This is a genomic window from Verminephrobacter eiseniae EF01-2 (genome assembly GCF_000015565.1).
Lineage (GTDB): Bacteria > Pseudomonadota > Gammaproteobacteria > Burkholderiales > Burkholderiaceae_C > Acidovorax > Acidovorax eiseniae.
Genome location: NC_008786.1, coordinates 1,237,019 through 1,255,827, shown reverse-complemented (window position 1 = coordinate 1,255,827; position 18,809 = coordinate 1,237,019). Strand labels below are relative to the sequence as shown.

Annotated in this window: 21 protein-coding genes and 1 pseudogene; 3 read left to right on the top strand and 19 right to left on the bottom strand. The window is 68.2% G+C overall.

The window, feature by feature from the left end; translation table 11 throughout:
- Positions 1–83: 83 nt before the first annotated feature.
- From VEIS_RS05570 to VEIS_RS28310, 6 genes and pseudogenes are all read right to left on the bottom strand, one after another.
- On the bottom strand, positions 84–1,298 hold the full coding sequence (locus VEIS_RS05570; RefSeq protein WP_011808917.1) for an acyl-CoA dehydrogenase family protein: 1,215 nt from the start codon (positions 1,296–1,298) through the stop codon (positions 84–86).
- 1 nt (position 1,299) lies between these two features.
- Positions 1,300–2,418, bottom strand: a complete 1,119-nt coding sequence (locus tag VEIS_RS05565) for an acyl-CoA dehydrogenase family protein (RefSeq protein ID WP_011808916.1) — start codon at positions 2,416–2,418, stop codon at positions 1,300–1,302.
- A 17-nt stretch (positions 2,419–2,435) separates the two neighbouring features.
- Positions 2,436–3,245, bottom strand: coding sequence for an enoyl-CoA hydratase/isomerase family protein (locus VEIS_RS05560; RefSeq protein WP_011808915.1), 810 nt, complete (start codon positions 3,243–3,245; stop codon positions 2,436–2,438).
- A gap of 176 nt (positions 3,246–3,421) precedes the next feature.
- A pseudogene (locus VEIS_RS30275) lies at positions 3,422–3,547 on the bottom strand (helix-turn-helix domain-containing transcriptional regulator); the annotation flags it as partial.
- Positions 3,548–3,836: 289 nt separating this feature from the next.
- Positions 3,837–6,143, bottom strand: a complete 2,307-nt coding sequence (locus VEIS_RS05555) for an Ig-like domain-containing protein (protein ID WP_011808913.1) — start codon at positions 6,141–6,143, stop codon at positions 3,837–3,839.
- Positions 6,144–6,170: 27 nt separating this feature from the next.
- Entirely contained in the window at positions 6,171–6,458 is a 288-nt protein-coding gene (locus VEIS_RS28310; protein ID WP_157048410.1) for an FAD-dependent oxidoreductase, read from the bottom strand.
- A gap of 446 nt (positions 6,459–6,904) precedes the next feature.
- Here VEIS_RS28310 and VEIS_RS05545 point away from each other — a divergent pair, with 446 nt between their 5' ends.
- The 3 genes from VEIS_RS05545 (at position 6,905) to VEIS_RS05535 (ending at position 8,768) form a co-directional block, all read left to right on the top strand.
- Positions 6,905–7,888: a Bug family tripartite tricarboxylate transporter substrate binding protein gene (locus tag VEIS_RS05545; RefSeq protein WP_011808912.1), complete on the top strand. Its 984-nt coding sequence runs from the start codon at positions 6,905–6,907 to the stop codon at positions 7,886–7,888.
- 242 nt (positions 7,889–8,130) lie between these two features.
- The gene (locus VEIS_RS05540) at positions 8,131–8,367 is read left to right on the top strand and encodes an antitoxin (protein WP_041950565.1); all 237 of its coding nucleotides are present in this window, start codon (positions 8,131–8,133) and stop codon (positions 8,365–8,367) included.
- Entirely contained in the window at positions 8,367–8,768 is a 402-nt protein-coding gene (locus VEIS_RS05535; protein ID WP_011808910.1) for a type II toxin-antitoxin system VapC family toxin, read from the top strand. The genes VEIS_RS05540 and VEIS_RS05535 overlap by 1 nt, the downstream gene beginning before the upstream one ends.
- 212 nt (positions 8,769–8,980) lie before the next feature.
- Here VEIS_RS05535 and fliR read toward each other — a convergent pair whose 3' ends face one another.
- From fliR to fliG, 13 genes are all read right to left on the bottom strand, one after another.
- On the bottom strand, positions 8,981–9,751 hold the full coding sequence (fliR, locus tag VEIS_RS05530; RefSeq protein ID WP_011808909.1) for a flagellar biosynthetic protein FliR: 771 nt from the start codon (positions 9,749–9,751) through the stop codon (positions 8,981–8,983).
- A 74-nt stretch (positions 9,752–9,825) separates the two neighbouring features.
- The gene (fliQ, locus tag VEIS_RS05525; RefSeq protein ID WP_011808908.1) at positions 9,826–10,095 is read right to left on the bottom strand and encodes a flagellar biosynthesis protein FliQ; all 270 of its coding nucleotides are present in this window, start codon (positions 10,093–10,095) and stop codon (positions 9,826–9,828) included.
- A gap of 11 nt (positions 10,096–10,106) precedes the next feature.
- Positions 10,107–10,808, bottom strand: a complete 702-nt coding sequence (fliP, locus tag VEIS_RS05520; protein WP_049773825.1) for a flagellar type III secretion system pore protein FliP — start codon at positions 10,806–10,808, stop codon at positions 10,107–10,109.
- Positions 10,809–11,169: 361 nt separating this feature from the next.
- On the bottom strand, positions 11,170–11,466 hold the full coding sequence (locus tag VEIS_RS05515; RefSeq protein ID WP_011808907.1) for a FliO/MopB family protein: 297 nt from the start codon (positions 11,464–11,466) through the stop codon (positions 11,170–11,172).
- Complete coding sequence (locus tag VEIS_RS25555) at positions 11,463–11,639, bottom strand: hypothetical protein (RefSeq protein WP_232287855.1); 177 nt, start codon at positions 11,637–11,639, stop codon at positions 11,463–11,465. Before VEIS_RS25555 ends, VEIS_RS05515 begins: the two co-directional genes overlap by 4 nt.
- Positions 11,639–12,130 (bottom strand): flagellar motor switch protein FliN, encoded by a 492-nt coding sequence (gene fliN, locus VEIS_RS05510; RefSeq protein ID WP_011808906.1) that lies wholly within the window; start codon positions 12,128–12,130, stop codon positions 11,639–11,641. Before fliN ends, VEIS_RS25555 begins: the two co-directional genes overlap by 1 nt.
- On the bottom strand, positions 12,120–13,124 hold the full coding sequence (gene fliM / locus VEIS_RS05505) for a flagellar motor switch protein FliM (RefSeq protein ID WP_011808905.1): 1,005 nt from the start codon (positions 13,122–13,124) through the stop codon (positions 12,120–12,122). The genes fliN and fliM overlap by 11 nt, the downstream gene beginning before the upstream one ends.
- Positions 13,125–13,145: 21 nt before the next feature.
- The gene (locus VEIS_RS05500; RefSeq protein WP_041949828.1) at positions 13,146–13,721 is read right to left on the bottom strand and encodes a flagellar basal body-associated FliL family protein; all 576 of its coding nucleotides are present in this window, start codon (positions 13,719–13,721) and stop codon (positions 13,146–13,148) included.
- 118 nt (positions 13,722–13,839) lie between these two features.
- Positions 13,840–15,207 (bottom strand): flagellar hook-length control protein FliK, encoded by a 1,368-nt coding sequence (gene fliK / locus VEIS_RS30270; protein ID WP_011808903.1) that lies wholly within the window; start codon positions 15,205–15,207, stop codon positions 13,840–13,842.
- Between the two features lie 2 nt (positions 15,208–15,209).
- The gene (gene fliJ / locus VEIS_RS05490) at positions 15,210–15,668 is read right to left on the bottom strand and encodes a flagellar export protein FliJ (RefSeq protein ID WP_011808902.1); all 459 of its coding nucleotides are present in this window, start codon (positions 15,666–15,668) and stop codon (positions 15,210–15,212) included.
- Positions 15,661–17,073 carry a flagellar protein export ATPase FliI gene (gene fliI, locus VEIS_RS05485; RefSeq protein ID WP_011808901.1) on the bottom strand — a complete coding sequence of 471 codons (1,413 nt, stop codon included), beginning with the start codon at positions 17,071–17,073 and terminating at the stop codon, positions 15,661–15,663. Before fliI ends, fliJ begins: the two co-directional genes overlap by 8 nt.
- Entirely contained in the window at positions 17,063–17,800 is a 738-nt protein-coding gene (locus VEIS_RS05480) for a FliH/SctL family protein (protein WP_041949827.1), read from the bottom strand. The genes fliI and VEIS_RS05480 overlap by 11 nt, the downstream gene beginning before the upstream one ends.
- Positions 17,784–18,779, bottom strand: a complete 996-nt coding sequence (gene fliG / locus VEIS_RS05475; RefSeq protein WP_011808899.1) for a flagellar motor switch protein FliG — start codon at positions 18,777–18,779, stop codon at positions 17,784–17,786. The genes VEIS_RS05480 and fliG overlap by 17 nt, the downstream gene beginning before the upstream one ends.
- Positions 18,780–18,809: the final 30 nt, after the last annotated feature.

Sequence of the window (18,809 nt, the reverse complement as noted above, 5' to 3'; positions counted from 1 at the left end):
AGGCCGCGTCGGAAGTTGAATCAGTCATGAAAAAACGAAGGGAATGAACGGTTCGATGGTGCGGGATCGGGGCTTTGGCGGCCTCAGTTCGGCAACCCGACGAGGTGGCGCGCCATCACCACGCGCTGGATCTGGCCCGTGCCCTCGACGATATCCAGCGCCTTCACGTCGCGAAACAGTTTTTCGATCAGATGGTCGCCACGCCCGCCGGCGGCGCCCAGCACCTCCATCGCGAAGCTCGCGGCCTCGAACGCGGCCGGTGGCGCCAGGGCCTTGGCGGCGGATGCCTCCAGCATGTTGGGTTGGCGCTGGTCGGCCAGCCAGGCGGCGCGCAGCGCCAGCAGCAGCGCAGCCTTGAGCTTGCGGCGCGAGCGTTCGAGCCGGTCGCGCAACCGCTGCTCGGACGCCAGGCCGGCCTCGCACATGCAGGCCATGGCCTCGTCGAGTGCGGCGCGGCCCATGCCGACGGCCATGCCGGCAATCGCCGGCCGCCCGGCGTTGAAGGTGTTCATCGCGCCTTTGAAGCCGCCCGTGGGCTGACCGTGGCCGGCCTCGCCGCCGAGCAGGTTGGCCATCGGCACGCGGCAATCGGACAGCAGGAACGAGGTCGACTCGTAAGCCCGCAGGCCCATCTTCTTTTCCACGCGAAAGTCGCCCAGGCCCGGCGTGCCGCGCTCGACGACAAAGGCGCGGTGACCCGCCCGGCCAAGCGCCGGATCGATGGTGGCGAACACCACGATCCACTCGGCGCGGCCCGAATTGCCCGAGAAGGATTTGGCGCCGTTCAGCACCCAGTGATCGCCATCGCGCCGCGCGCGGGTCTTGATGTTGGCCACGTCGGAGCCGCCCGAAGGCTCGGTCATCGCGAAAGCGCCCCAGATCGGCCGCTGCGGGGCGACGAAGGGCGCGAGAAAGCGCTCCTGCTGCCCGGGCGTGCCCAGCGCGAGCAGCGGCGGCTCGCCCAGGCCGGGGCCGGGCAGCGCGACGCCAATGCCACGGTCCCAGTAAGCGCCCTCTTCGGCCAGCAGCACCTGCGCGACGGCCGACGCGGCCTTGTTCGGCGCCGCCGCATCGGCGCTGTCCGCGCTGTCCGCGCTGTCCGCGCCGGCCGCGCCGGCCGGGCGCCAGCGCGTGCGCCCGAACCCCTGGGCCAACATGCGCGCAAAGAACGGGTCGTCCGCCGGCAACGGCGCCGCCGCGCGGTCGGCGCGCCAGCCCGCCGGCCGCATTTCTTCGCGGCCCAGACGGCGCAAGGTCTGCAACCGCTGCCGGTCGGTGGCGCTGATCGAAAAGTCCATCTCAGGCTCCCTGCGCAGCGTCGGCGAGAAAGGCGATCGGCGCCCATGGCGCCGCATCGGAGGCCGTGCCGCCCACGCCCAGGGCATCCTCGCGTGCCGCATCCGCGCCGCCGAGCAACAGCCCCAGCGCGCGCAGTTCGCGCAGTTGCTTTTCCACCGGGTGGTCGCGCATGAAGCCCGCAGCGCCGAGTATCTGCACCGCGTTCGCGCCGATGAAGACGGCGTTCTCCACCGCCTCGATCAGCGCCGTGGCTGCGGCCGCGCCCGCAGGCTGCCCGGCATCGAGCCGCCAGGCGGCCTCGTGCAGCAGCAGCCGGGCGGCATCGACCGCGCTGCGCATGTCGACGATCAGAAAGGCCAGCGCCTGGTGGTGCGCAATGGGGCGGCCAAAAGCCACCCGCTCCAGCGCGTACCGGCGCGCATACTCGGCTGCCGCGTGCATCTGCCCCACGAGCAGCGCCGCCAGTTGCACCCGCGCATGCGCCAGCGCCAGCGCGGCGGCCCCGGGGTCGTGCCAGGCTGCGTCCACCGGCGCGCACTGCAAGCGCACCTGGCTTGCGCCCGCAGCCTGCAGGCCCGCGCCGGGCACGGGCACCAGGTCGATGCCCCGCGTCACCAGTTGCAGCCCGGTGCGTCCGAGCAGCGCCAGCAGGTCCACCCGGTCGGTGGGCAGCCAAGGCAGGGTGCCGCTCAACGCAACGCCGGCGCCTTGCGCCTGGCTGTGCCATGGCTGGCGCGGGTCGAACACCAGCAGCGCGCGCGCACCCGGCCGCTCCAGCAGCGGCAGCGCATGGGCGCGCAGCGCGGCCGCGCCACCGAAGGCCAGCAGCGCTTGCGCCACGCTGCCCAGCGGCTGCAACGCCAGCGCCGCGCCGGGGCAGCCGGCGGCCAACTGCTCGCCGACCAGCACCCGCGCCAGCGCGCCCATGCCGGCGCCGCCGCTGGCCTCGGGCCAGTCGATGCGGTCAAAGCCTATCGCGCGCGCCAGTCGCTGCACCGGCTCGGGCACGGCGCGCTGCTGTTCGAAGTCGCGCTGCGCAGGCCACAGCCGCTCTTGGGCAAAGCGCGTTGCGGTGTCGAGCATCGACTGCAGGTCTTGGCCGCAGCAGAAATCGATCATGCCGGCTCCGGGTACGGTCAGTGGCGCCCGAACACCGGCTCGCGCCGTTGCGCCGTGGCGGCGATGCCTTCGCGGAAATCGCGGGTCTGGAAATGCTGCCGCTGCTCGCCCGCTTCATGCTCGACGGCGGCACGCACCGCATCGACCAGCCCGGCGCGCAGGCTGGCTCGGGTGGACTCCACCGCAATCGGCGCCGAGGCCGCGATTTCCCCGGCCAGCGCCTGCGCGCGGGCGCGCACCTGATCTTGCGCGACCAGTTCGTCCGCCAGACCGATGCGCACCGCTTCTTCACCCGTGATGCGGCGCCCGGTGTAGAGCATCCATGCCGCTTTTTGCGGGCCGATCAAGCGCGGCAGCGTCCAACTCAGCGCGAACCCGGGGTGAAAGCCCAGCCGCGTAAAGTTGGCGCTCCAGCGCGCCTCGGCGCAGGTGATGCGAAAGTCGGCCACCAGCGCCAGCCCCAGGCCGCCGCCCACGGCCGGCCCTTGCACGGCGGCAACCACCGGCTTGGTGACGGCGAACAACCGCACCGCCTGCCGGTACAGCGCCGACGGATCGCGGCGCTCGCCGGCAACGGGCTCGGGCGCCGAGAAGTCGGCCCCCGCGCAAAACGACCGGCCCTGCGCGGCCAGCACGATGGCGCGGCATTGCGGGTCTGCCTGTAGCGCCTCGAACGCTTCGACCAGTCCGCTGATCAGCGCCAAGTCGAAGAAGTTGTGCGGTGGCCGGCATAGCTGCACCGTGGCGGTGTGGCCGCTGCGCTCGATCGCAATGTCCGGTGTCTGCGGCTGTGCGGGGGAGGTGGATGTCGGGCTTGCGGCGGTCATGGGATGTCTGTCGTCCTGTCGTTGGGTTCTGCGACAAGATATAACAGATATCTGCTTCTTGAAAGAATGGGTAAGCACTCAGCCATCGACCGGCCCATGTCCGAGGCAAGCGCTGGCCCCTGCCATCACGGCCGCCTTGCCGGCCATTTTCTTTTGCGCCTTCCGATCCCATTCCTTCATGCCGTCGTATGGCGTGGGTCAACGGGCTGCACCGCCAAGCGCAAGCCCAGCGCCTCGAGTATTGCCGACAGGCTGTGCAGCCCGGGGTTGCCCTGGGGCGATAGCGTGCGGTAGAGCTGGTCCGTCGCTGCGCTGGCTGCGCACGCAGGTCATCGGGGAACTGGTCTGGGTGGCGCATCGCGCACCCTGTGCGAGAACTTGGCTTGCGGGCAGATCGGCCACGAGGCGCCCGGGCACCTGCCGGCCGTGCGCGCTCTGCGCAGTGTGCTGGCGGCCCGACGGTTCGATGCCATCGTGGAGCACGGCGAACGGGGCCATCCGCGCGCCCGGCCTGATGGCCGGCGCGGTGCGCAGCACCGCCACACCAAGCCGCCCACCCGATCTGGCGGTGCGCGCAAAGCCGCGCAAAGCCTAATACCAAAAGCCATGCGAATCGACCTGGGCCGACTGCCCGACGATGGACAGCGGCATCTTCGCCACGGCGCCGGGGGCGCTGATGCTGCCGTTGACCAGTCCGTCGGCATCGTACTGGCCGCCGTCCTGGATCTGAAAGTCCAGCCGCATGCGCCCGCCTTCGCTGGCCACCTTGCCGCCATAGGGTTCGCTGGCCAGGTTCACCCAGGTGCCGGCGCCGTTCTTGAGCCAGTAGCCGTTGGCGCCGAGCGCCTGGTCTACGTACAGGCTGAAGCTCTCGGTGCTGCGGCCCTCGGCCAGCGATACCTTGAATGAGGTCAGGCCGATCGGCATCTCCATGCCCTTGGGCAGCTTGGCCGGGGCATCGCTGCGCACCAGTTCGGTGATGCGCGCGTTGCTGTCCGGGATCAGTTTGCCGTTCTGGCTGCCGGCCACCAGGGTCTGGTCGCGGGTCGAAGCGACGGCGGCCTGCTGGCTGTCTTTGACGCCGTCGCCGTTGCCGTCGCCAGACAAGCCGGCCGAGCCGTCGGGGCGCAGCAGGCCGGGGGCCAGGTCCTCCTGGTTGTTCGGCACACCGTCGCGGTCGGAGTCCGGCGCATCCGGCGCGTCCGGTGTGGCGGGTGCGACCGGGGGCCGGGTGAGGTTGGTCACCGGCCTGGCCGCAAAGCTGGCCGCGTCGTCGCCGGTGCCGGCTTCCTGTAGCGCCTTGCCGTCGCTGGTGTCGGTGTCCTGGTAAGCGACGCTCACCTGCTGGCCGGCAGCCACGGCACTGGCCAAGGTCAGCGTGACCGTCTTGGCCGCTGCATCCACCGTCACCCGGCTGACGTCGACGCGCGTGCCATCGACCAGCACGGTAAAGGACTCGTTGGTCGGGGCACGGTCCGCGTTCCCGTCGAGCATCGTTTCGTCGCTGTAGCTCAGCACCAACTGGTCGCGATTCACCGTGGCGTTGCTGAGCACAAAGACCATGGTGTCTACGGTGTACTGGTTGAACGCGTAGGTGTTCGCCGCCGGGGCGTTGCCTGCGGCATCGCGCACATTGGCCAGGTTCAGGGTGAGCCGGTGGTTGGTGGTGCGCGCCAGTCTGGCCGTGGGGGTGAAGGTGGCTGACCAGGCTTTGCCGTCGGTGCCGACCGGCGTCAGGTCGCCGAGCGTGCCGTTGGCCTGGGACAGGTCGATGGCCTCTTTCGCGAAGCCGGTGACGCGCTCGTTGAAGGTGAAGGTGATGGTGGCGCTTTCGCCAGCGGTGAGGCGGGCGTCGCTGATCGTCACCGCGACCTCGGGGGGCTTGGTGTCGATGCTGAAGTTGCCGCTGCTGCTGGTGCCCACGCCGGCGTTGTCCCGCGCGTCCCGGACGCCGCTGAGGTTCACGCGGATGGTGTTGTCGGCGCTCTCGATGCCAGACCGGGGCGTGTAGCTGGCGCTCCAGACCTTGCCGTCGGTGCCGACCGCCGTCAGAGCGCCCAGCGTGCCTTTGCTGGTGTCGTACTGGATGTCCTCGGTACCAAAGCCGGTGACGCGCTCGCTGAAGGTGAAGGTGACGGTGAAGGACTCGCCGCTCTTGAGGGTGGTGGCGGGCTGCCCCGTGATGGCGACCGTGGGCGGCGCGTCGATGTTGTAGCTGACAGTCGGGAGGTATGTCGGGTTGTACGTCTGGGTCTCCCAATTCCAACGGCCGCGCGGGCCTGCGTTGCCCACGCGATCGGTGATGCCGTCGAGGTTGATCCGTATCTGGTTGCCATCGAGGCCCGTCGCGGGCAGGGTGGCCGGGGCCTCCAGGTCGACCAGCCAAGTGGTGGCGGCGGCGGTGGTGGCCGTGGTGTCGGTGGGGGCGACGCGCAGGTTGCTCAAAGTGCCCTTGCCGGCGCCCACCTGCAGGTCATCGAGCGTGAAGGTGTTGCGCAGCACCAGCTCGCTGAAGGTGATGGTGATGGTGGTTTTTTCCCCGGAGCGCAGGTCGCTTTGGGCGATCGAGGCGCTGGCTACGGTGGGCCGCAGGGTGTCGACAGAGAAGGCGGCGCTTTGTCCGTCAGCGGCTGGACTGTTGGGATTGCGGTAGGTGATGCGGCAGTCGGATTGCTCCAGGTCCCGGGTAGGAATGAATCTGATGGTGTAGACATAGTAGCCGTCTACAAGTCCAAGAGGCTGGGTGACGGTCTCCAGGGCGCCGCCAGTGACGGTGATGTGAGGATACCCACGCGTGCCCAGGAGGGTTATGGACTCGTTAGTGGTGAAAGAGAACCTGACGGTGGCCATCTCGTCGGCTTTGACGACTGACCTGTCGATCGTGATGATGGAGGGCATGGCGCTTTCCTTTCAATGTGGCAAGGATTACGCTGATGCGCTGATGCGCTGATGCGCTGATGCGCTGATGCGCTGATGCGCTGATGCGCTGATGCGCTGATGCGCTGATGCGCTGATGCGCTGATGCGCTGATGCGCTGATGCGCTGATGCGCTGATGCGCTGATGCGCTGATGCGCTGATGCGCTGATGCGCTGATGCGCTGATGCGCTGATGCGCTGATGCGCTGATGCGCTGATGCGCTGATGCGCTGATGCGCTGATGCGCTGATGCGCTGATGCGCTGATTGAATGTGTAGGCAGGAGGGTGGCGGTCACGGTGCTTTCCTTTTGACGGAAGGGATGGATGCAAGGGCTTGATCTGGTCTCGCTCATCCGTTGCGGCCAGGGCCGCAAAAGGCGAGGGTGTCAGCGATGCCCGTTACCCGTTGCCCGCCCGGCGGGGGCGTAACAACGATTTGCACTGCTGACAACCGTGGAACAAATTCCACTGCGCCAGAATATAGCGCACCGGCAGCCCATCACCCCCAGCGCCTGCTGCCTGGGGGTTTTGTCGCGGGTCGGGGCCTGCGCAAAATTCGGCACCACGGGCCGGGTGCTGAAAATCATGGCCAGCAAATGACCAACACATGACCGGCAAGCGTTTCTGCGCAAGCCCTGAGACCGCAAGTCCCGGGATTTTTTAACAGGATGGATGCCTGCATTACCATGATTGGGACCATGCCGGCCCGGCAGGCGCCTCATCACGGAATCAGGAGCAAAGGATGGAGACCACGAAACGCCGGCTATTGCTGGCACTGGCGGGCATGGCCGTTGCGCGCCCCGGCTTGGCGCAGGGCCAGGCCGGGGCGGCGCTGCCCGCTTTTCCGACGCGGCCGATCAGGATCGTGGTGCCGTTCACGCCCGGCAGCGGCGCCGACAACTCGGCGCGCTACTTTGGCGAGCGGCTCGCCACGCAATGGGGCCAGGCGGTGGTCGTCGAAAACCGGCCCGGCGCCAATGGAATCATTGCGCTGCAGGCGGTCAAGCATGCGCCGGCCGACGGCTACACGCTGCTGCTGGCCAGCAACTCGCCGATGGCGGTGAACCCCCTGGTCATCAAAGACCTGGGCTACGACCCGGTCAAGGACTACAAGCCGCTGTCGGGCCTGGCCCGCAGCATGAACGCGATCGTGGTGGCCAACGACTCGCCGCTGGCCACGCTGGAGGCTTTGCTGGCCGCCGCCAAGGCCGGGCCGCTCACCGTCGGCACCTACTCGGCCGGCTACCACCTGGCCGCAGCATGGCTGGCCCAGTTGGCCGGCTGCACGTTCAGCAATGTGCCGTACAAGGGTCAGGCGCCGATCATGACCGACGTGATCGGCCGGCAAATCGACTTTGCGCAGGTCGACCTCGGCGGCGCGATGCCGCTGCTCAAGGCCGGCAAGCTGCGGGCGCTGGCGGTCTCGGGCGAGACGCGCAACCCGGACCTGCCCGGCGTGCCGACGGTGCGCGAGAAGGGTTTCGACGAGTACGTGCAGTACAGCTGGACCTCGTTTTACGTGCACGCGCAGACGCCGGCCGAGGTGGCGGGCAAACTCGCCGCCGCGCTGCAAAAGACGCTGGCCACCGAGGAGTCCCGCGCTTTCGTGCGCAAGACCGGCGGCGAACTGATGCCCTACCCGCCCGAGCAGATGCAGCGCTTTCTCCTCGAGGAGATCGCGCGCTTTCGCAAGATTGCCGCCATTGCCAACATCCGGCCCGAGTGATCGGGCGGCACGCCGGAACCGCCGGAAATTTTGGCAGGGGTGGGGCTTGGGCAGCGCCAGCTTCACGGCCTTCGTCGTGGCGTGGGCCTGCGACTTCATGCTGAGGGCGATCCCGCCCCGGGACATGAGGGTGACGCTTTGGATTTCTTGTTCGCCGCCCGGACGGCCATTGCCGACGCATAGACAAACCTTGTGGATTCGGGGATGGTACATCCATGTACACACATGGTATGGTGATCTCCATGCACACGACAAAAGTCTTTCGCAATGGCAATTCGCAGGCCGTGAGAATCCCGGCCGAGCTGTCCTATGAGCGCACGGACATGGTGCTGTGCATCGAGCGCGTGGGGGACGAGTTGCGGATTCGACCGGCTCGGCCGTCTCTTGCGGGCCTCATGGAGCGTTTCGCCCGGTTCGCCCCGGATTTCATGGCCAATGGCCGGGGCGGGCATGGGCAACGCGACCGGGATGCGCTCTGATGCCGCGCTACATGCTCGACACCAATATGTGCATTTACCTGATGAAGCATCAGCCCGAGGAAGTCTCTCGCCGCTTCGCCCAGTGCTACGTTGGGGATGTGCTCATGTCTGCCATCACTTTTGCCGAGCTTGAATTCGGGGTTTCGGTTTGCCCTGATCCTGACCGGGAGCGCCGAAATCTCGATGCGCTCATCGAACTGATGGAAGTCGAGCCATTCGATACCGCAGCCGCTCGCTCCTACGGCCCGGTTCGCAGCGCAACGAGGCAGAGGAAGTCAGACCACCTGGACAAACTCATCGCCGCCCACGCGATTGCGCTGGGAGCGACCTTGGTCACGAACAATGAGCGCGACTTCGCGCCTTACCCAGGCTTGATCGTCGAAAACTGGCTGAAGCATTGACGCTCGCATTGACGCTCGGACGGTTTGGCGGCTTGGCTGGGGGCTTGGCGCACAGATTCTTCCGTTGCGCATCGAGGGCGCCGCTGGCCGACCGCGTGACGATCTGTCGGCGCGGCGCCGAAGCGATCCATTCCAACGAGCTTCAGGGCGGACCGTCGGGGGGGCAAAATTTCCCGGGGTTCCGGCGCACAACCCCGGTGATCGGCCTGCGCCTAGCGCTGCTGCGTGACAAACAGTTCCACCGCTTGCTGCATCAGCGCCAGCACGGGTGATTCCAGCATCGGCAATGTGGCCGTGATGCCCAACAGGCCCACCGTGAGCGTGACCGGAAAGCCCACGGCGTAGATGTTCATCTGGGGCGCAACCCGCGAGATGATGCCCAGCGTCAGATTGACGAACAGCAGCAGCGCGATCATCGGCAAGGCGATCCACAGGGCGCTGGAAAATATGGCCGACCCCAGCGTGTGCAGCCGCATCTGCCCGAGCGCTTGCAGGAAATTGCCGTCGACCGGAAAGCGGTCAAAGCTATCGACCACCGCCATCAGCACCAGCAAATGGCCGTTGCCGACGATGAACAGCAGCAGCACCAGGTTGTCGAAAAAGCGGGTCACGGCGCTGATCTGCGCATGGGCTACGGGGTCGAAAAACGACGCGAAGTTCAGCCCCATCTGCAAACCGATGATTTCACCGGCCAACTCCACGGCGGTAAATACCAGGCGCAGCGCAAAGCCGATGGCCAGCCCCACGGCGACCTGCTGCGCCACCGCGCCCAATGCCTCGCGGCCATTGACGCTGATGACGGGCTGATCGGTCAGCACCCCCTGGGCGCATAGCGCCACCAGGAAGGCCAGGCCGATCTTGGCGCGCAGCGGCAGTTGCCGCGCCGAGAACACCGGCGCCACCGAGAACAGGGCCAGCACCCGCAGGAAGGGCCACAGCACAGGCGACAGCCAGGCCATGATCTGGGCTTCAGAGAAGGTCATCGTGCTGTTTTCCGGTCTCCGGCGGCCCGCGCTGTGCGCACCGTGCGCGCAGTGCCATTGGCGCCTGCGGCAGGTCAGCCGATCATCGAAGGGATGGATTCGATGGTCCGGCGGATGAAATCGACCAGCAGGCCGAGCATCCAGGGGCCGGCCAGCGCAAGCACCGCCATCGCGGCGATCAGTTTCGGAACGAAGGCCAGGGTGGCTTCATGGATCTGCGTGACGGCCTGAAAGATGCTGACGATCAACCCGACGGCCAGCACCGCCGCCAGCACCGGCATGGAGATCATCAGCAGCAAGCTCAGGGCGTCGCGCCCGATGGTCAGCACCATTTGCGCTGTCATCGCATCTCCCTTCAGATCACGAAACTGGCTGCCAGCGAGCCGAGCAGCAAATTCCAGCCATCGGCGAGCACGAACAGCATCAGTTTGAACGGCAGCGCCACCAAGACCGGCGACAGCATCATCATGCCCAGGGACATCAGGATGCTGGAGACCAGCATGTCGATCACCAGGAACGGGATGAAGATCATGAAGCCGATCTGAAACGCCGACTTGAGCTCGCTGGTCACGAAAGCCGGCACCAGCACGCGCAGCGGCGCCGTTTGCGCGCTCACCTGCGGGTCGAGCCGGGCCAGCCGGGCAAACAGGCCGAAGTCCGATTGCCGGGTCTGCTTGAGCATGAAGCTGCGCATCGGCGCTTCGGCCTTGTCCAATGCCTGTTCGAAGCTAATGCTGTCGTTGGTGTAGGGCAGGTACGCTTCCTGGTACACGCGCTCGAACGTGGGGCCCATCACGAAGAAAGTCAGCAACAGCGACAGGCCGATGATGATCTGGTTCGGCGGCACGGACTGCGTGCCCAGCGCCTGGCGCAGCAGCGACAGCACGATCACGATGCGCGTAAAGCCGGTCATCATCAGCAGCACCGCCGGCAGGAACGTCAGCGCGGTGAAGAACAGCAGGGTCTGTATCGGCACCGAGTAGCTGCTGCCCGCCGGGCCATTGCCAACGATCAACGGCAAAGCGCCCGCCGTTTGCGCCCACACCGGGACCGACATGACAGCGGCCCCGGCCAGCGCGGCGAGCAGCCATGAGCGCCGCCCGGCCGCCCGAAGGTGCTCATACCGTAGCCGAAGGCGCAGGTACTCCAGTGCGCGCCGCCCGGCCGCCCGAAGGCGCTCATACCGTAGCCGAAGGCGCAGGTACCCCAGTGCGCGCCGCCCGGCCGCCCGAAGGCGCTCATACCGTAGCCGAAGGCGCAGGTACCCCAGTGCGCGCCGCCCGGCCGCCCGAAGGTGCTCATACCGCAGCCGAAGGCGCAGGTACCCCAGTGCGCGCCGCCCGGCCGCCCGAAGACGCAGGTGTTCCCGTGAGCTTCTGGAAACCCGCGCCCGGCCCGGCGCCGGAACCGCCGATGCTTCAGTCGTTGGCATTTTCATTGGCATTTCCCTGCGGCGGCACGGGCAGCACATGCAGGCAACTGACCTGCCGGGCCGTCACACCGAGCACCAACCATATGCGCGCATGCTCGGGCCCGACCTCCACCGTCACCACGCGCTGCTGCGGCCCGACCGCCACCGCAGACAGCACACGCGCGGCAGCGCCGGAAGCCGGGCCGCCAGCGCCATGGCGCTGGCGCCGAACGAGCCAGGCCAGCCAGGCCATCGCGCCGACAAACAGCAGCACCGCGACCGAGGGGAGCAGGTTCGAGGTCATGCCGCTAGTGCCGCGTCATCGGTCAGATGGCGCAGGCAGCGCGCCGCCATCGGAGCGCAGCGCAAGGCGCATCGCGCGGCCAATACCGAGCGCGAGCGTATTGGCAAGCGCTGCAACGCCGCGCTGCGCTTCGATGGCCAGCGCAGACCGACAGATGGTCGGTGACGCGACACTAGCCACGGCTGACGCGCCGCAGGCGCTCGGAGGGCGTCACCACATCGGTCAGGCGGATGCCGAACTTGTCGTTGACCACCACCACCTCGCCTTGGGCGATCAGATAGCCGTTGACCAGCACGTCCATAGGCTCGCCGGCCAGTGCATCGAGCTCCACCACCGAGCCTTGCGCCAGTTGCAGTATGTATTTGATCGGCACCTTGGTGCGCCCGAGCTCCACCGACAGTTGCACCGGGATGTCCAGCACCCGGTTGATGTCGTTGATGACCTGCTCGCCGCCGTTGACAGCGCTGGCGCCACTGGCGGCGCCGGCAAGAGGGGGACGCACCGGCTCGCCGCTCAAGGGCCCCCCCTGCTGCCCCTCGGCGGGCGGCTCGTCGCTGCGTTTTTGCTCTTTCAGCGCCTCGGCCCAGCCATTGAACGGGTCGTCCGCCGCGTTGTCTGCGGGGGCGCCCTGGCCAGCGCCGGGCGGGCCATCTTCAGTTGACATCTTTTTCTCCCAACCAGCTTGGGTCTGCATTGCGCAGGCATTTCTCGATGCGGATGGCGTATCTGCAATTGTGGGTTCCGTATTGGCATTCAAAAATCGGCACCCCGCCGATCGCCGCCCGAATGCGCGGCTGGCGCTCGAGTTCGATGAAGTCACCGGGCTTGAGCGCCAGCAACTGCTCGACCGTGGCATCGGCACGGGCCAGTTCCGCCACCAAGACCACTTCTGCGGCCTGAATCTCGCGCGTCAGCACGCGCACCCAGCGGCGGTCGACCTCGATCGAGTCGCCCTGCGTCGACGAGTACAGCACGTCGCGGATCGGCTCCAGCGTCGCGTAAGGCATGCACATATGGATGGCGCCCGGCAGGTCGCCGATCTCCAGTTGGAACGCCGTGGAGACCACGATTTCGCTGGGGGTGGCGATGTTCGCGAACTGTGGCTGCATCTCCGAGCGCTGGTATTCGAGCTCGAGCGGATAAATGCCCTGCCAGGCTTTTTTGTATTCGGCGCAGATCACGTCGACCAGCCGGTTGATGACCCGCTGCTCGGTCGGCGAAAAATCCCGCCCTTCGATCCGGGTCTGGAACTTGCCGGCGCCGCCGTACAAGGTGTCGATGATGCCGAACACCAGCGAAGGCTCGCAAACGACCAGGCCGCTGCCGCGCAACGGACGGATGGCCACGATGTTGAAGTTGGTCGGCACCACCAGCTCGCGCAAAAAGGCGCTGTAGCGCTGCACCGACACCATGCCGACGGAGATTTCAGGGCTGCGCCGGATGAAGTTGAAAAGCCCGATGCGCAGGTTGCGCGCGAACCGCTCATTGACGATTTCCATCGTCGGCATCCGGCCACGGACGATGCGCTCCTGGCTGGAGAGGTCGTAGTTGCGCACGCTGCCGGACTCGACCACATCCTGGACCGACTTCTGGCTCTCGCCAGTGACCCCTTCGAGCAGCGCATCGACCTCTTCTTGCGAAAGAAATGATTCACTCATCGCACATCCTCGGGGCCCGGGTCACTGGATGATGAAGCTGGAAAAAAGCACGCGGCGCACCGGGTTGCGCTCCATGCTTGCGCTGCTGGCGCGGCCTGGCGCGGCCTCCTGCTGCGACGGCTGCGACGGCGGCCCGGCCGCCGCGCGTTCGCGCTGCGCAAGCACCGGGTAGCCCAACGGGCGCGACACTTCGCGCAAGATGTCGGCGGCCAGTTTTTCCTTGCCATTGCGCTGCAGCAGTTCGGCCGAACTGCGCTGGGACGCCAGCATCAGGATGGCGTTGCGTATGACCGGCAGGTGCTGCCTGATCCGATCCTCCGCCCGGGCATCTTCGAGTTCCAGCGTGATGCCGATCTGGGCAAACCGGTCCCCGCCGGGGTCGGCCAGATTGACCACCATGTTTTCCAGCGGCAAGAAGATGGAGGCAGCGGGCGCATTCCTGCGCGGGCATATGCCGCCCTCTTCGTCGTCGGCATGCATACAACGGTTGACGAACCATGCAACAGCGCCACAGGTCACCAGCACCAGCGCCACCGTGCCGATGATGATGCCGATGAACAGCTTTTTCTTGCCTGCCGCAGGGGGTTTGACGGGCACGGTGGGGTTCCTTGCGGTAGGGCCTGATGAGCGATTATTGAACCAGCGCACAGGCCGTGGTCACCAGAATAAAACCCGAACCATGCCATTGACCAATTGGTTGCCACTGGCTGCCAATTCAGACAAAGATGTCCACCGCATGGTCCGTGGCCCCGCCGCCACGCGCCAGGGGCGCCGTGCCGACCGGCGCCAGAGCCAGCACCTGCGCCTGGCGCGCGCCGGCGCGCTGGCGCTCCGGCGCGCCCGCACCCTGGCCGGCGGCACCCTCGCCTGCCGTCATGCCGACCGACATGCCCGACAGCACCAGCCCTTCGCTGCGCAGCAGATCGCTCAGTTGCGCCTGGCCCTGATCGAGCAGTTCGCGGGTGTGCGGCTGGTCGCTGCCAAAGGAGACATGGGCCTGGTTGCCGGACAAGGACACGCGCACCTCGACGGCCTGGCCCTCGCGCTGGAGCGTCAACTGCGCGCTCTGGATTTTCGGCTGGACCCAGTAAGCCACCTGATGGGCCACCTGGTCTTGGGCGCCGATCCCGCCGGGATTGGCGCCGGGGCTTGCGCCAGCCACCGGCGCCGGGGCGCCATCGCCCGGCATCCGCAGGGACGCCCCCTCGGGCCACGCGCCGCCGGCGTTGGCCGGGGCTGCGTCGGCACGCGCGGCAACGACAGGCCCCGGGCCAGGCGCCGAGGCCGGCATGGCCGGCGCCGCTTCGGCCAGCCGGGCCGCCGGCGCGGCCCCTGTGGCCAGCGCTGCGGCGCCATGCCCGGCCGTGGCGCCTGCGGACTGCGGCTGCTGTGCCAGGCCCGCGCCCGCTGCGGGCGCCAGGGCCGCGCCCGCGCCATGGGCCGCCGTCAGACGCTGCAGGGCATCCCCGACGCTCCACGGGGCGGATGGGCCTGATGGGCCTGATGGGGCCGATGGGTCTGATTGGCCTGGCGCGCCTGCGACCGCATCGAACGCGCCGATGCCGGCGGCGCGCCGGATCTGCGCGTTTTGCAGGCGCGCCAAGACATGGCCCCATCCGGCCCCCAGGCCCGGGGGCTGCGCGTCTTTCAGATCGGCCCAGCCATCGAGCCTGGCGGTCTCGGCCACCAGGCCCTGGGGACGCCCGCCTTGCGTCAATGCCGTCAAGGCCGTCAGCGCGGTCAGCGCAGCCCATGCCGTCAGCCCGTCATCCGCGCCGGGCGGCCCGTCCGGCATGTCCGGCCCGTCCGCTGCGCCGGCAGCGCCGCCATGCCGGGCCGCCAGCGCCAACGCATGGCCCCCGTCGTCGGCCGCGTCGGACGCTGCCAGGCCCGACGGGCTGCCGTCCGCGCCGGCCCCCGGCTCTGGCGCCTTGCCATCCGCCACGGCAGCCAGCGCCGCCAGCCATGCCGCAAAGCCCGTTGCCGGCGTGCCGGCGTCGACATCGGCCACCACCGGCGCCGGGGCGCGCGTCGGCTGTGCTGCCGGCGTGCCCTGGGCAGAGGAAATCTTTGCCTGTTCCATGGTCAATGCTCCTGCTCCTGAAAACCCCGGCGGGCGTCGCGATAGCGCAGCGCGCTCCATTCATCGGTCTGTTGCTGGTCTCTGCGCCGCTGCTGCTGCGCCATGGCATCGCTGCGCCGTTGCATCAGTTGGCGCAGGCTGGCCAGGCGCAGTTGCGCGGCCCGCAACGCGCCCCGGGCGCTTGCCACATGCTCGCTCTGGGCACTGAGCAGGCCGGCCTGGATGCGGGCTGCCTCATCCAGGCGCTCGATGAACCGGTCATGGTGGTACAGCACCTCGGGTGGCAGCCTGGCGCCGGCCTGCATGCCCCAGCGGGACTCGGTGTCGCGGGCGTAGTCTTGCAGTTGTCCGAGCCGGGCGCGCGCTGCCCGCTGCGCCGCCAGCAGGGCCTGCAAGACCTTGCTGGCTGCATCGCGCTGGCGCGTTGCCAGTTCCAGCGCGACCGACAGGGTGTCAGACATCGCCGGGCCTGCAAGGGTCCAGCGCTGCCGCCAGCGCGGCCACGCTCTGCTCCAGCGTGGCGGCCTGGTGCAGGTCTTGTTGCAGAAATTGCGCCATCTGCGGCTGCAAGCGGATGGCTTCGTCCAGCGCCGGGTCCGAGCCGCTGGCGTATGCGCCGACCTGCAACAGATCGCGCCCCTTCTGGTAGCGCGAGTACAGCGCGCGAAAGCGCCGGGCCAGTTCCAAATGCCGATCCGGCACCAGGCGGTGCATCACGCGCGAGCTCGACTGCTCGATATCGATGGCCGGGAAATGCCCGGCCTCGGCCAGCGCCCGCGACAGCACGATATGCCCGTCGAGAATGGCCCGCGCCGCATCGGCCACCGGGTCATGCGGGTCGTCCCCTTCGGTCAGCACGGTATGGAAGGCGGTGATCGAGCCTTGCCCCTGCAGGCCGTTGCCGCTGCGCTCGACCAGTTGCGGCAGCCGGGCAAAGCACGATGGCGGATAGCCCTTGGTCGCCGGCGGCTCGCCAATGGCCAGCGCAATTTCGCGCTGGGCCATCGCGTAGCGGGTCAGCGAGTCCAGCAGCAGCAGCACATGCCGGCCCTGGTCCCGAAAATGCTCGGCCACCGCCGTGGCATACGAGGCCCCCTGCATGCGCAACAGCGGCGGCGCATCGGCGGGCGCGGCCACCACCACCGAGCGCGCGCGGCCGTCTGCGCCCAGAATGTCTTCGACGAATTCCTTGACCTCGCGGCCGCGCTCGCCAATCAGCCCGACCACGATCACGTCGGCGCCCGTGTAGCGGGCCATCATGCCCAGCAGCACGCTCTTGCCCACCCCCGAGCCAGCCAGCAACCCCAGGCGCTGCCCGCGCCCGACCGTGAGCAAGGCGTTGATCGCGCGCACGCCCGTGTCCAGCGGCTGGCGCACCGGATCGCGCTCCATCGCGTTGATCCGGTCGCGCGCCATCGGCGCCAAGACCGTGTCCTGCACCGGCCCGCGATGGTCCAGCGGCAGGCCCTGGGCATCGACCACGCGCCCGAGCAGGCCATTGCCCATGGGCAGCCGGAGCACGCCGGTGCGCCGTATCGGCCGGGACGGTTCGCCCCAGACGGGTCCGGGCATATCCGGCGCGCAAGGCAGCACGCGGGCGCCGCTGCACAGCCCGTGGGTATCGCCCGCCGGCATCAAGAATGTGCGCTCGCCGGAAAAGCCCACCACCTCGGCCAAAACCGGCGCCTGCCCGGGCATGCCGACCATGCATTGCGCGCCCACCGGCACGCGCAGGCCCACCGCTTCCAGCACCAGGCCCGTCAGCCGCGTGAGCGTGCCGCTGCTCTCCAGCGGCACGCCCTCGGCCATGCGCGCGCGCGCTTCGGCCATGAAGCGCGTCCAGGCGCCGGGCCGTTCAACGCTCATCGCCATCACCTGCCGCGCCTTCCTGCCACGGCGACTGCAAACCCAGCGCCGCGATGGCCCGCTGCCAGCGCTTGTCGATGCGGCCATCGACCATGGCGCCGGCGGCCTCCACCAGGCAGCCGCCGGCAGGCACGGCGGCGTCGGCGAGCCAGTGCACGCCCGGGGCATCGCCGGCCTCCCGCAAGGGCTGCGCCAGCGCCTCGAGGTCGGCCGGGTTCAGGCGCACGGTGGCGGGCCGGCCCTCGGTCACCAGCATGGTCAGCGCCTGCCGCACCACGGGCAGCAAGGAGCGGGGGTTGACCGATAGCTCCTGGCGCAGCACCTGGCGCGCGATGTCGCAGGCCAGCTCCAGCAGTTGCTGCGCCATCTGCTGCTGCAGCGCCGACAGGCTCGCATCCAGCGTTTGCAGCAGCGCTTGCAAACGGGTCGCCGCCGTGCGCCCCTGCCCGGCAAGGTATTCATCCATGCGGCGCTGCCATGCCGCCGCAGTCTGCTCCTGGCCCTGGGCAAAGCCCTCGGCATGGGCCTCGGCGCGGGCCTGCTCGATCAGCGCCTGCTGCGCAGCGGTGTCGATCCCGACCGGGATTTGCGCCACCGGCTCGGGCGCAGGCGCGGGCGCGATCAGGTCGGAGCCATCGACCGCGCCAAACTTCCACGGCGTGACAGCGCCCAGCGCCTCGCGGGGAATGAAGCGCAGGCCAGGATGCGGGCTAGACGAAGGTGTCATCCCCACTGCCTCCGATCACGATTTGACCTTCTTCGGACAGGCGCCGCACGGTCTTGAGGATTTCCTTTTGCTGGGTCTCGACCTCCGACAGCCGGATCGGGCCAAGAGATTCCAGGTCTTCGCGCAACGCCTCGGCAGCGCGGTTGCCCATGTTCGAGAGGAACTTCTCGCGCAGTTCCGGCGCCGCGCCCTTGAGGGCCACGATCAAGGTCTCGGAGGGCACCTCGGTGAGCGCAATCTGTATCGCCCTGTCGTCGAGCTTGAGCAGGTCCTCGAAGACGAACATCTTGTCCATGATCTTTTGCGCCAGGTCCGGGTCGTGGCTGCGGATGGACTCCAGCACCATGGTGTCCATGTTGCCGCCCAGCAGGTTGATGATTTCGGCGGCCGCCTTGATCCCGCCGAGCGAGCTCTTGCGCACCTTGTCGCCGCCGGCCAGCACCTTGAACAGCACCTCGTTGAGATCCTTGAGGGCCGTGGGCTGAATCCCCTCCAGCGTCGCCACGCGCAGCATGACCTCGCTGCGCTGGCGCTCGCCCAGGTGCGTCAGGATGCCCGAGGCATGGTCGCTGTCCAGATGCACCAGGATCGCCGCCACGATCTGCGGGTGCTCATTGCGCAGCAACTCGGCCACCGACAGCGGGTCCATCCACTTGAGGCTCTCGATGCCGGACACATCCCCGCCTTGCAGGATGCGATCGATCAGCATCCCGGCCTTGTCGTCGCCGAGCGCGCGCCTGAGCACGGAGCGAACGTAGTTGCCGGTATCGGTCACCAACAGGCTTTGCGCCGCCGCCGCGCTGGCGAAGCGGTTGATCACTTCGTCGACCTTCTCGCGCGAGACCGAGCGCATGCGGGCGATGGTTTCGCCGAGCTTTTGCACCTCCTTGGGCGAGAAATGCTTGAACACCTCGGCCGCATCCTCCTCGCCCAGCGACATCAGCAAGATGGCGGCATCGTGCAGACCTTGGTCGTCCATGGGCGTGTCCGTGCAAGCGCTGCTCTGGGC